Annotated in this window: 14 protein-coding genes; 9 read left to right on the top strand and 5 right to left on the bottom strand. The window is 43.6% G+C overall.

Going from position 1 to position 12,553, the window contains the following annotated elements:
• Positions 1–193 precede the first annotated feature (193 nt).
• A complete protein-coding gene (locus METHO_RS08150; RefSeq protein ID WP_015325058.1) occupies positions 194–1,288 on the top strand; it encodes an NADH:flavin oxidoreductase in 1,095 nt (364 codons plus the stop codon).
• On the opposite strand, the gene METHO_RS08145 is transcribed toward METHO_RS08150, so the two are convergent.
• Both METHO_RS08145 and METHO_RS08140 read right to left on the bottom strand, forming a co-directional pair.
• Complete coding sequence (locus METHO_RS08145; RefSeq protein WP_342664101.1) at positions 1,270–1,968, bottom strand: HAD family hydrolase; 699 nt, start codon at positions 1,966–1,968, stop codon at positions 1,270–1,272. The two genes, METHO_RS08150 and METHO_RS08145, sit on opposite strands and share 19 nt — an antisense overlap.
• A 33-nt stretch (positions 1,969–2,001) precedes the next feature.
• A complete protein-coding gene (locus tag METHO_RS08140; protein WP_015325056.1) occupies positions 2,002–2,916 on the bottom strand; it encodes a bile acid:sodium symporter family protein in 915 nt (304 codons plus the stop codon).
• Positions 2,917–3,046: 130 nt separating this feature from the next.
• On the opposite strand from METHO_RS08140, the gene METHO_RS08135 reads away from it, so the two are divergent.
• Positions 3,047–3,736 (top strand): SAM-dependent methyltransferase, encoded by a 690-nt coding sequence (locus tag METHO_RS08135; RefSeq protein WP_048831116.1) that lies wholly within the window; start codon positions 3,047–3,049, stop codon positions 3,734–3,736.
• Positions 3,726–4,307, top strand: coding sequence for a DUF2119 domain-containing protein (locus tag METHO_RS08130; RefSeq protein WP_015325054.1), 582 nt, complete (start codon positions 3,726–3,728; stop codon positions 4,305–4,307). The genes METHO_RS08135 and METHO_RS08130 overlap by 11 nt, the downstream gene beginning before the upstream one ends.
• Before the next feature lie 65 nt (positions 4,308–4,372).
• Here the strand turns inward: METHO_RS08130 and thsA are convergent, their stop codons facing one another.
• Positions 4,373–6,022, bottom strand: a complete 1,650-nt coding sequence (thsA, locus tag METHO_RS08125; protein WP_015325053.1) for a thermosome subunit alpha — start codon at positions 6,020–6,022, stop codon at positions 4,373–4,375.
• Positions 6,023–6,183: 161 nt separating this feature from the next.
• On the opposite strand from thsA, the gene dph5 reads away from it, so the two are divergent.
• The 5 genes from dph5 to METHO_RS08100 all read left to right on the top strand — a co-directional run bounded on the left by dph5 (position 6,184) and on the right by METHO_RS08100 (position 10,418).
• Positions 6,184–6,987 (top strand): diphthine synthase, encoded by an 804-nt coding sequence (dph5, locus tag METHO_RS08120; RefSeq protein WP_015325052.1) that lies wholly within the window; start codon positions 6,184–6,186, stop codon positions 6,985–6,987.
• A gap of 151 nt (positions 6,988–7,138) precedes the next feature.
• Entirely contained in the window at positions 7,139–8,824 is a 1,686-nt protein-coding gene (locus METHO_RS08115; protein WP_015325051.1) for an ATP-binding protein, read from the top strand.
• Between the two features lie 11 nt (positions 8,825–8,835).
• On the top strand, positions 8,836–9,117 hold the full coding sequence (locus METHO_RS08110) for a DUF357 domain-containing protein (protein ID WP_015325050.1): 282 nt from the start codon (positions 8,836–8,838) through the stop codon (positions 9,115–9,117).
• A 50-nt stretch (positions 9,118–9,167) separates the two neighbouring features.
• Entirely contained in the window at positions 9,168–9,509 is a 342-nt protein-coding gene (locus METHO_RS08105; protein ID WP_015325049.1) for a DUF555 domain-containing protein, read from the top strand.
• Positions 9,510–9,524: 15 nt separating this feature from the next.
• Positions 9,525–10,418 carry a carbohydrate kinase family protein gene (locus tag METHO_RS08100; RefSeq protein WP_015325048.1) on the top strand — a complete coding sequence of 298 codons (894 nt, stop codon included), beginning with the start codon at positions 9,525–9,527 and terminating at the stop codon, positions 10,416–10,418.
• Between the two features lie 89 nt (positions 10,419–10,507).
• Here the strand turns inward: METHO_RS08100 and METHO_RS08095 are convergent, their stop codons facing one another.
• Positions 10,508–10,969, bottom strand: a complete 462-nt coding sequence (locus METHO_RS08095; protein ID WP_015325047.1) for an arsenate reductase ArsC — start codon at positions 10,967–10,969, stop codon at positions 10,508–10,510.
• Positions 10,970–11,287: 318 nt separating this feature from the next.
• Entirely contained in the window at positions 11,288–11,503 is a 216-nt protein-coding gene (locus METHO_RS08085; RefSeq protein WP_048831114.1) for a hypothetical protein, read from the bottom strand.
• A gap of 493 nt (positions 11,504–11,996) precedes the next feature.
• Between METHO_RS08085 and METHO_RS08080 the strand changes: the two genes are divergently transcribed.
• Positions 11,997–12,488: a rubrerythrin family protein gene (locus tag METHO_RS08080; protein WP_015325046.1), complete on the top strand. Its 492-nt coding sequence runs from the start codon at positions 11,997–11,999 to the stop codon at positions 12,486–12,488.
• Positions 12,489–12,553 lie beyond the last annotated feature (65 nt).

The following is a 12,553-nucleotide window of genomic DNA, read 5'->3' as shown; positions in this document are numbered from 1 at the left end:
CATTATATTTGAGTCACTGAGTTTACAGAGCACGGGAATAGCATCCATCTTTGCGAACTCTATTTACTTTTTTTACTATTTGTATCATGTATACCCTGTGGTTGCATCTGCACACAGTTCAGGTCGTAGCTATGATCTCTGCAGATTCTGAAAAAGAAAAAGTTATAACTTCCTGGAAGAAACAATTATATCTATGTTGTTCGAACCCATAAATATAGCCGGTATCAAGATCCCTAACCGTTTTGTCCGATCTGCCACACACGAATGGATGGCAGAGCCCGACGGTACTCCTACCTCACGCATTGGCGACCTGTATGAGGAACTTGCTCTCAATGAAGTAGGGCTTATCATAACCGGATATGCCTATGTTAATCCGAAGGGTAAAAGCGATGATCTGCAACAGGGTATCTATGATGACAGGTTCATCGGGCCCTATAAGGAGATAGTTTCAAGGGTGCATGAACATGGTAGTAAGATAGTCCTGCAAATAGCACATGGGGGACGGCAGACCATGGTCACTGCCGATAACCCTTATATGCTGGCGCCTTCTGCGGTTATCGAAACTACAAAGGGCATGACACCTGAGGAAATGACCGGGAAAGAAGTGCTGGAAACCATTGAGGATTTTGCGCAGGCTACCAGGCGTGCAAAGGAAGCAGGATTCGATGGTATCCAGCTGCATTGTGCACACGGTTTCCTGCTCAGCAATTTCATATCCTCATACACCAACAGGCGCAAGGACAGATGGGGCGGTTCCACTGAAAAGAGGACACAGGTGATCCTTGACATTATCTCACGTGCCAGGGAACTGGCAGGTGAAGATTATCCGATCCTGGTCAAACTGAACTTTACCGATGGTTTTAAACCCGATTCCCATAAACATTCTCTTGAATCTCCTGAAAGTATAGAGATAGCAAAGATCCTTGCAGACAATGGTGTATGTGCCATAGAGGTCAGCGGAGGCATTGCAGAAGCCGGGGGTGAGCTTTTCAGGACCAAGATCAATTCACCAAAAAAGGAAGCATATTACCGGGAATATGCTAAAATGATAAAAGAGCAGGTCGATGTGCCCGTGATCCTTGTGGGAGGCATCAGATCGAAGCAGGTAATGGAAATGTTGCTTAAGGAAGGATATGCTGATATGATCTCCCTGTGCAGGCCATTGATAGCAGAACCTGATCTGGTGATGAAACTAAAAAAAGGAGAGACAGAGATCGCAAAATGTGTCTCTTGTAACCTGTGTTCTGATGAAACCGGGATAAAATGCAATTACAATTTCACAGAGTGAGCACACTCTTTTATGCAAGCTTCCGGGGTAGCTGAGTTCAGATTAAGCAGGAGATCAATGAGAAGATCGTGGTCCATTGCAACAAGATCTGCCTGATGGAGCTCCTGGGGATCCAGGTAAGTAGGAACCGCTATGCAGCAAAGGCCTGCAGCTTTTGCAGCCTGTATGCCTACAGGAGCGTTCTCTATTACAATGCACTCATTCTTTTGCATATTCAGCATCTCCAACGCCTTAAGATAAGGATCAGGAGCTGGCTTGCCGTTAGCAACATCATCTCCTGTGACCACTACGCTGAAAAGTCCTGGATATAAGCTATTCAGAACACTGTGCACAATTGGTTTATCAGCACCGGAAACCACTGCAAGTGCATATCTGTTCTTGAGCACCTCGAGGCATTCCGGCATGCCTTCAAAGGCATTCAGTACAACTATAATATTGAACTCTTCAATATATTTCTCAACTATTGATTCAAGATCGAACCTGCCGTTATCAATGCCTGCTTTTTCCAGTAGCAGACGTATAATGTCGATGGTCTTTTCGCCTTCTCTTTCATAGATAACCTGCTGGTCCATGTACACACCCATCTGGTCAAAGATGTGCTGCATTGCCTCAACATGGTATGGCATGGAATCCACAAGCACTCCATCCATATCGAATATCAATGTTTTTAACAACGTCATTCTCCTTTATCTGAGTACGGATATATGAATACATCATTCAGATATGTTTCTTTCTGCCCAATAAGAAGCTGCAAAAGACCCTGAGATATTATGCCAGATGCTGAACAGAGCACCCGGAAGTGCAGCTGCAGCTGTGAAATGCTTTATTGCAAGGGCAACGCTTAAGCCAGAGTTCTGCATCCCCACTTCTATACCAATGGTCCTTGCCTCTATCTCACTGAGACCCATCAGTCTGGAAAGGCCATACCCGCTTGCAAGTCCAAGCAGATTGTGCACAATGACAGCAGTCGTGACCAGGATGCCTGCCGAGATTACAGTTTCTCTGTTCGTGGCCATGATGATAGATATTATGAATACGATGGTTGCTATTGAAAGTGCAGGGAAGAAATGCCGTATATTCCTTATGCGGACACCGAGAAGTGAATTAATGGCGATCCCCAGAACAACAGGCACTATAACGATCTGCAGGATGCTGATAAGCATGCCGTATGTATCCACTTCGATGGTCTGGCCCATATAGATCCACGTGAGCAGAGGGGTCATAATAAAGGAGATCAATGTAGAAACAGATGTCAGCACAATAGACAGTGCAACATCTCCTTTTGCAAGATAGCATATCACATTTGAAGCCGTACCTCCCGGACAACATCCCAGAAGCACCACGCCTGCTGTAAGCTCAGGGGAAAGGTCCAAGGTCCTGGCAATGGAAAAACCTGCCAGGGGCATCAGAGTATACTGGAGTACCGTTCCGATGATCACCACTTTAGGTCTTTTGAAGACCAGCAGAAAATCTCGAAGAGTCAGTGTCATGCCCATCCCAAACATCACAAGCCCCAGCAGAAAAGGTATGGCTTTATTGTATGGCAGAAAGGTCCCGGGATGTAAAAGTGCGACTGCTGATAGAATGATAGCCCAGATCGGAAATAGGGAAGTGAACTTTTGCAGCATAATATGCTTCCATTAAGCTTTGAATATACTAATGTATCCAGCTTGATTTATGTACTAAATCGTTAATAACATATCTCTGTTTGTTACCGTTGCATGATTTTATATTCCTTGATCCGTAAATATGTGTTCCATGAGGCTTGACACCTATCTTGTGGACATGGGTTATTTTAGCTCAAGAGTACGTGCAAAGGATGCTATTATCCGTGGTAATGTACGAGTGGGAGGAAACATAGTAACTAAACCTTCCAAGGATGTCAGCACCGATCACTCTATCGAAGTCGCTGAAGGACTTGATATGCCCAAGGGCTATTTCAAGCTAAAGCTCATTCAGGAAGCTTCCGGCATTATCTGTGAAGGAGACAATGTCCTTGATCTGGGTTCAAGCGCAGGAGGATTTTTGCTCTATGCTTCACAGATAGCAGGAAAAGTACGCGGCATTGAGTTCAGCACAGACTTTCATGCAGAGCTTGAAAGGATAACGCATGAACATGAAAATGTGAGTGTATTGTTCGGAGATGTTTTTACTCTTCCTCTTAAGGCAATGTCATCTGAGAAAGTGGATGTCATATTAAGCGACATGACCCTGGAGCCCGGGGATTCTCTTTTGGCACTTAAAAGAGTGCTTCCCTTACTCAGGGAGGGTGGGAAACTGCTGCAGGTCATAAAGATAAAAAAAAGTGAGTCCCGGGAACCCATTATATCCACAATAGCGGCTCTCGGGGTTACAGTTCTTCAGGTCATAGAGCCACAAAAACAGGAGATATATGTGATCGCCTGCAAGAACGGAAAACACAATGAGGTGGTGTCCGATGAAATATAAGATGCTGGGTGATGGTGATCCCATAAGACTTTTCGTTGGGGGTCTGCATGGTAATGAATGGATGGACACTTCCGACATATTGGAAGGACTTACACCTCCTGCTGTGGGTTCTCTGGCGATAATACCCATCATATGCAAAGAAAAATATGTATCTACCCTGGAAGAAAGTTACTACAGGACACTTGGCAGGCCAATAATACAAGCTGTGGAAGCACTCAGACCCAGTATATACATTGAGTTCCACTCATATTCAAAGCAGAACCAAAAGCTGCTGACAGGTGCAGACCGGATACACAAGACCGGAGTTCCTGCATATAGTCAGCTTGATAATGATGTGCTTCTTGGTTCTGTATCACCCGTCATCAGAAAGGACTACTTCCCTGCAGAATCACTATGTCTTTCTTTTGAGATCCAGAAAGAAAACCGCATCTCTAAGGATTATGGATCAAAAATCGCTGAAAAAATGAAAGAATGCTTATCCAAAGAGCATTTTATTGAGCAGCTCACAAAAAGGTATCCTGAGCAGACAAAAAAGGTAATGGAAGATTACAGAAATTTCTATGGTTTGTAAGTAAACCTTACAAACCATTTCGTTACGATAAAGCTGCCGTTTTGATATGGCTCTCGTTTATAAGTTCATCCCATGTTGTAATTATGGACATTGTGTGCAGGGTTTACGTCCTGCATATCCCTTTCCTGGGCCCTGAGCATATCGTCAACGCGTAATATCATGGCAGATACTTCTGATGCAGACTTGATGGCCTGTGTCTTTACACGAAGCGGATCAATTACATTGTTTTTTATCATATCCTCTACCTTGCCGGAATACACGTTGATCCCACTGTTCTTATTCTTTCCTGATTCGGCACGCAACTGCAACAGCATGTTGATCTTATCCAAACCTGCATTCTCTGCTATTGCTTTTGGTATCTCTTCCATGGCATCGGCAAAGGCATGGATGGCAAGCTGTTCGCGTCCCTCTATAGTAGAAGCATAAGAGCGCAATCCCTGTGCCACCTGCATCTCAGAGGCTCCTCCTCCCGGCACTATTGCTTTATCTTCAAGTACTGATTTCACCACGTTAAGAGCATCATCGAATGCACGTTCAATGTTGTCAGTGAGATGCTCACTGCCTGCCTTAATCAGAATGGTAACAGAATTGGACTTTTTGAATCCAGTGATAAGTGTCTTCTCTTCGTATTCTGACTCCTGTTCCACTACCTCGGCAGATCCTAGGTCATCAGCAGTTATTTCTTTCATGTTCCTTACGAGCTTGGCGCCCGTGGCAAGGGAAAGCACTGCCATATCTTCATCTTTCAGCCTTCTGCAGGTGAAGATGTTGTGCCTCATGAGGTAATGAACTGCATTGTCATCGATGTTCTTGGAAGAAAAGACTACGTTGGCACCTGTTGCTATGACCGTGTCCAGCATTTTATGGAAATTGATCATTTCCTGATCTCTGAATGCAAACATTTCCTCCACACTGCCAAGCTGGATCTTTGACTTTGTATTTGTCTTGGCGAACTCTATTGGCATATCCAGAAGTGCTATCTTTGCACCTTCAACTTTGGCAGGGGTGTCAGGGTGAAGACGATATTTGTTGATGTAAATGCCCTGTATTACCTCTGTATCGGTGATCTTGCCGCCAGCCTCTTTCCTGATCACTATCTTCTCATCTATGTTATACTTGCCATTTTCCTCTATTGCCAGTACTGCATCGACACATACCTTTGCCAGATGGTCTGAAGACGCTTCTGGAGCTTTTCCTGTAATAGAGGTTTCTGCTATCTTTTCAAGTGTCTTTCTGTCGTCCTTGTCTACTTTTATGGCAAAGTTCTCCAGGATCTCGATGGCTTTCTCGGTAGCAAGGTTGTATCCTTTGAAGATAACGATCGGATGAATTCCTTTTTCTAAAAGATCTCCTGCTTTATCCATCAGACTGCCTGCTAATACAACAGCACTGGTGGTACCGTCCCCTGCAATGTCCTCCTGTGTCTTGGCAACCTCGACGATCATTTTTGCTGTGGGATGCTCGATCTCCATTTCCTTGAGTATGGTGGCACCATCATTGGTCAGAACAATATCACCAAGGATGTTGACCAGCATTTTATCCATGCCTTTTGGTCCTAAGGTGGAACGCACCAGTTTTGCAACCGCTTTGGCGGCGTTAATGTTCATGGAAAGGGCATCTTTACCCTGTGTATGTTCAGTTGTTGGATTAATGATATATACCGGCTGGCCTCCATATTGTCCTGCCATTTGTATTGACATGCCTTGTTGTGCCATAATTTCGAACCTCCTGAATCCAGATGATGAACTTATTTGAATGTATCTTTTTTACGTATGAATTGAATTAACTGTATATGGTTCTATAAAAGCATTTCGATAAGTGTATGTGCGTTTTTGCATGGTCAAAACATTTAAATCATTAATTCCATTTCTCGGTTATGTTGACCTTCATTGGATTGGGGCTTTTTGACGAGAAAGACATATCTTTGAAAGGCCTCGAAGCTATTGCCCGCGCAAACAGAGTCTATGCAGAGTTTTACACATCCAGGCTTATGGGTACTACCCTGGAAAAGATGGAAGGACTATACAATAAGAAAATAACAGTTCTCACACGGGAGGAAGTGGAACAGTATCCCAACTGGCTTGAACATGCCATAAATGAAGATGTGGTATTCCTTACAGGGGGGGATACAATGGTCTCGACTACCCACGTTGACCTGCGCCTGCGCGCTATGGAAATGGGTATCACTACAAAGCTTGTGCACGGTTCTTCTATCTCATCCGCTGTATGTGGGCTTACGGGCTTGCAAAACTACAGATTTGGAAAAGCTGTTACTGTTCCCCATCCATATACCAGCAGCCGGGGAAAAACAGTAATTTCGGAAACCCCTTATGATACTGTTCTCCAGAATCTTGAGCATGGCCTGCATACCCTTGTTTTCCTTGATATCGATAAAGAAAAAGGTTATATGACAGTGAACCAGGCACTGGACCTTCTGTTGCAGGTGGAAGCAAAGAGAAGTACAAACATACTGCAGGACAGAATAGCTGTAGGCATCGCAAGAGCCGGATCAGACTTCCCGGCGGTTGCAGCAGACCACATTCAAAGGCTGAAAAACTTCGATTTCGGTGCACCACTTCATATAATGATTATTCCGGCAGATACACATTTTGTGGAAGCTGAGTCTTTAGTAAAGCTGGCTCATGCCCCTAAGTCAATACTGGAAGTTCATAACCAATAATGGCGTATGCTATTATAGGGTACAAGCTATATATTAAAAAACATAGATAATAATAATAATAATAGTAATAATAATAATAATAATGCTAATAATTACATAAACAAATATTTTTACTTAAAGTAATATGATCAAATCACTATAAGAGGGAAAAATGGTTCGAGATGCAGTTGGCGTGATATTCGGAGAAGCTGGTACATCCAGCTTCAGAATATTGTTATCGGACAGTACCACTGTGCATCAGGGAGGATATATAAAAGCCTGGCATGAGATCGATGGCTGGGTACTTGCACAGGTGCTATCTATTACCCGTTTTGGAGATAGTTATTCTATCGAGGAAGCAAAGAACGGAAGCCGCAAAGATAAAAGCGGGAACCGGATAATCGCTGATGTAACAGTTATTGGAAAACGGGATGATTCTGGTCTGCTCAGATCACCCAACACTCCCTTTAGCCCAGGGGATCCTATTTACAAGGCTAATAATGAGCTCATATGCAGTTCCCTGGGTCTGTCAGGGAAAGAAATGTTCATAGGCATGCTGGAAGGCACGGATATACCTGTACATCTTAATGTTAACAGTCTTGTACAGAAACATTGCAGCATCCTTGCAAAGACAGGAAGTGGTAAGTCCTATACTGCAGGAGTGCTCCTCGAAGAGATGCTGGACCGCAAAGTACCCCTGCTGATAATCGATCCGCATAGTGAATATGCATCACTGAAAGAAGAGGGTATCATCAAGCCAGAAGTTGCTAACAGATTCAAGGTGTCTCCAAGATCATACGCACAGTATGTTACAGTATACACTCCTGCCAACAAAAGCCTGAATCCCAAAGCTGATGAAGTGTTTCGGCTTAACGGCATGAATCTTACAGCAAAGGAATTGAGTGAAGCATTTCCCAACAATTTCACCAGCACACATATCGGCATATTGTACGAGACCATTGATAAGATCAAATCCGAGATGGAAACATATACTCTGGACGAGATAATCTTCGAGGTCAAGAACAATGACAGCAAGGCAAAGTGGAATGTCATCAGCCTGCTTGAAGAGATCAGGGAAACTGGCATACTTTCGACCAATCCCACATCAATAGAAGATCTCGTACAGCCAGGCAGGGCTTCCATTATAGACTTCAAAGGTGTGGCTCCGGATATCCAGTCTATGATCGTTGCACGTCTGTGCAGTACGTTGTTCGAGGCTCGTAAAATGAACACCATTCCTCCTGGAATGCTGGTGGTGGAAGAAGCTCATAACTATGCACCTGAAAAAGGTTTCAGTAAGTCCTTAAGTTCCGATGTGTTGCGGACCATTGCTTCCGAAGGCCGTAAGTTCGGTCTTGGCATGATGGTAATTTCCCAAAGGCCTGCACGCGTGGACAAGAACATTCTTTCGCAGTGCGGCACACAGATAATTATGAAGGTCACCAATCCAAATGATCTGAAAGCTATCAGCAAAGGTCTGGAAGGTGTAAACTCCTATGTAGAGGATGAACTCATGCGCCTGCCACCCGGAGTTGCCATGCTGGTGAGCACTGACATTGAGCGGCCAATCCTTGTGGATATCAGGGTGCGTAAAAGCAAACACGGTGGTGAGTCTGTTAACATTATGAGGAGTGTTAACCTTAATTCTTCTCAGGGAATATCGGCCAGGAAATCCCCGGTGGAGTCTGTACATATGCAGCCGGTAAAACCAGATCATACTGAAATACACCATATTGAAGAAGAGCACATACCTGTTCAGACCAGCACAACACCTCCTCCTAAGAGAAAACCGTCACGAGAACTAAAAACAGAAGAAGGAGGCGGTCTATTTAAGAAAATCTTTGGTGCTAGCAAATAAGGGGGACTAAGTTGCCTGCTGATCTGAATGAAAAGGTTAATAGATATGAGAACCTACTAAGGCAAGCGCTGGAAAAAGCAGAGTTTGCACCTATTAAGGATTCGCATATGTATGCTGTCGCAAACGACTTTCATACGATGGCAAGATCATATTACGAGGATGGTATATACTTTGTACATCATGAAGACCCTGTGAACGCCCTGATATGTTTCAGCTACGGGCACGCCTGGCTGGATGCCGGGGCACGTCTTGGAGTGTTCAGGGTGGATGATGATACATTGTTCACCATTTGAATCTATGGATCCTGATAAGTGACAGAACCCAATTTCCCGGAGACGATTAAATGTCAAATTATAATGTTGTAATTGAAGCTGCCTGGTTGGTCAGAGATGTGAACAGTCCGGATGATGCCATAGGAGTGGCGATCTCCGAAGCTGGCAAAAGACTTAACCCTAAACTCGATTTTGTGGAAGTGGACGTTGGCAGCACATATTGTCCTGCATGTGAGGAGGCCTTCAGTAGTGTATTCCTTACAGCGAACACTGCAATTGTCGGCCTGGTCCTTGAGATGAAGGTCTTTGATGCGGAAAGTGAGGAGCACGCATCAAGGATAGCTAAATCCGTCATTGGAAGGGCATTGAGGGATGTTCCTCTGAAGGTAGTTGATGTTGAGGAGTTCCAGTAAAGGGGAGAAGTAAATATGGACAGGACAATATCTGTCGTAGGGCATGCAGCCATAGATCTGCTTTTTGATGTGGAGCACATTTCCTGCCATAATGAATCTTACCCGATCACTGATTACCATGAGTATTTTGGAGGAGGGGCTGCCAACATTGCAGTGGGTATTGCCACCCTTGGGGGTAAAGGTCAGCTGATATCTGCTACAGGAGAGGATTTTGGAAGTTCGGGGTACGAGGAATATCTCACTTCTTTGGGTGTTGATCTATCATTATTATACAGATGTAAAGGTCAGAAAGTTACAAAGGCTTTTGTCTTTACTGACAGAGACCACAATCAGAGCACGTATTTCCACTGGGGTGCATCTACTCTTCTGAAAGAGCTGGAACCTCCGGAGGTTGATTTTGTACATCTTGCGACATCTGAATGCTCCTTTAATGCAAGGATAGCAAAGAAGGCAAACTTTGTGTCCTTTGATCCGGGGCAGGATCTCATAACCTATAACTGCAAGGACCTGGAAACCATTCTGGAGCACACGGATATACTTTTCACTAACCGTCATGAGATAAAGAGAGTCTGTGAGATGACCGGCCGTTCCTTAGAGGAACTTAAAGCAAGGATCGGAACCATTGTGGTGACCTACGATTCCCGGGGAAGCAGGATACATACGCAAGATGCACAATATTGCATACCCGTGGTGCCTGTGAAAGCCGTTGACCCTACCGGTGCCGGTGATGCATACAGGGCAGGGTTCCTGTTAGCCTTTACAAGGGGCTATGACATGGAAACCTGCGGCAGAATCGGTGCAACGGTCGCCTCCTTTGTAGTGGAGGTCATCGGCTGTCAGGTGAAGTTGCCTACCTGGGAAATGATGCAGGAGAGATTTGAAACGCATTTTGGAAAACTATCCAGATAACAGTCACTGCTCAAGATCCTATTCAGGCTGCTGAACGTATCGGCCATCAGCAGCCATTTATATACATATCGGGGTTTAAATGAATTCTTTCAGGCATCTATCTGTGAGGATCTGGTGATCTCTTCGACGAATTGTTCTATTCTGGTCCGGATGGCATCTCTGAGAGCTCTTATTTGTTCCATCTTCTCGCTGTCAGTGCCAGAGAACGATTCAGGATCAGGGAATGACCATTTTAACTGAACGAAAGGTTTTGGGAATATCGGACACTCCTTTTCATGGGTCCTGTCGCACACGGTGATCACATAATTGTAAAATTTCCCTTCCCTGAAAAGGTTCCAGACAGCCTGGGTCTTCTTTGTGCTGAGATCGAAACCATCCTCCTCCATAGCAGCTATGACTAGTGGGTTTACACTGGTGGGTTCAAACCCGGCGCTCTCTACTTCAAATAGTTCTTTGCCGATCCTTCTTAAGTATTCTTCTGCCATCTGGCTTCTGGCACTATTGTGCACGCATACAAAAAGCACTTTAATCTTCTTATCGCTGTGAACCATGTTATTTTGAATGCAGTACGACAAATAAACCTAATCAGTATAGAGGCTATAGGTCTACTTATCCTCTATGTTTCTATATATCTATTTCAAGTGAATTCTTTTATTGCGCAATTCTATGATTAAGGATAAGAACAAGGAACCAAAGCAGCATTGTCAGGAATTGCGGAAAGATAGTTGTAATCCCCTTTTTCCCCACATTCCCTACTCTGTTAGTATCAATGTGTTGCTGTATGAGGAAAATACTGGCCTGTAGACTCTTCCGCTGGCCGGGAAAAATCTCATCACTTCTTTTGAGGAGGTATTTTTCAGCTATGTCCTTTAAGGAAAAGATACACTTCCTGTACATCCTTTATGGCAGGAAGAAAAAGTTAATCCCACTCTTTCTTTGGTATCAATATTGATACTCCTTGCGGTAATATTGAAAGGTATCACTCTGTTAAGAGGAGAATTATCCGGCATTTTAGGAATAACTACATATCTATTGATCTTGCTGCCTACATACTCTGTTCTGAACTGGATTATCTCATCTGCCATGGTCCTAATGGTTCTCTCTGCACTCGGTGAGAATTCCTATATCAGAAAGCAGCAGAAAAGTAGTTTTGTTTTTTCTGCTTGGGTGCTACTTTCATTCATTCAAATTCGGGACATGCTAAAGCACATGAACCTGGAGGAAATGAAACAAAAACAGAAATACCAAAAATAAATTCCACTTTAAATTTATGGTGACATAAAAAACAAAGGGTTAATCAGAATCCTCTGTAGTGTCTCTATTTACCATATGGAATACATTTTAATAATAGCATTGCATAAAATCTATGCCAAATCGTAATTGTGATAAATCAATCGGCATGGTGAAAATATTTTGGTCAGATGAACTGAAATAAATTTATTTTCGTTCAATTCGAGTATCAAAATTAAGTAAATAAATCTCACAAATGCGTTTTGAATTTCCAATTTTCATATTTTGGCAAACATATGAAAACTGAATGTAATCAAAAGTAAAGATTTTAAAGTATGGGGAGATATAATGAGCTCAAAGGATAATCTAAAGGCAGCGTTTACTGGCGAATCAATGGCAAATCGGACATACCTTGCTTTTGCAAAAAAAGCAGATGATGAAGGTTACTCTCAAATAGCTAAACTTTTTAGAGCTGCTGCTGCTGCTGAAACAGTCCATGCATTGAACCACCTGCAGCGTATGGGTGGGATCGGAACTACAATGGACAATCTGAAAGAAGCCATTAATGGTGAGACATACGAATTTGAAAGTATGTATCCGAAATTCATTGAGGAGGCAAAGACTGAAGGAGATAACAGGGCTCAATGGAGCTTTGAAGTGGCCAATAAAGTGGAAAGGATACATGCCGGACTATTCGAAAAAGCGCTTTCTGAGATCGGGAAGAACGAAGAGGTTGACTACTATGTCTGCAGCGTCTGCGGTCATACTCACGAAGGTAAACCTGAAAGTAACTGTCCTGTCTGTGGAGCACCTGCATCCAAGTTCGAGAAAATCGACTAATTGCAGAGAAAAACAACCTTTTTTCTGAGACTTAGCAGCATTTATAAAGAGAGTTCGGTAAGAAT

This window comes from Methanomethylovorans hollandica DSM 15978 (assembly GCF_000328665.1).
Lineage (GTDB): Archaea > Halobacteriota > Methanosarcinia > Methanosarcinales > Methanosarcinaceae > Methanomethylovorans > Methanomethylovorans hollandica.
The sequence above is the reverse complement of the archived record's forward strand: the minus strand, read 5'-3'. Positions and strand labels throughout refer to the sequence as shown.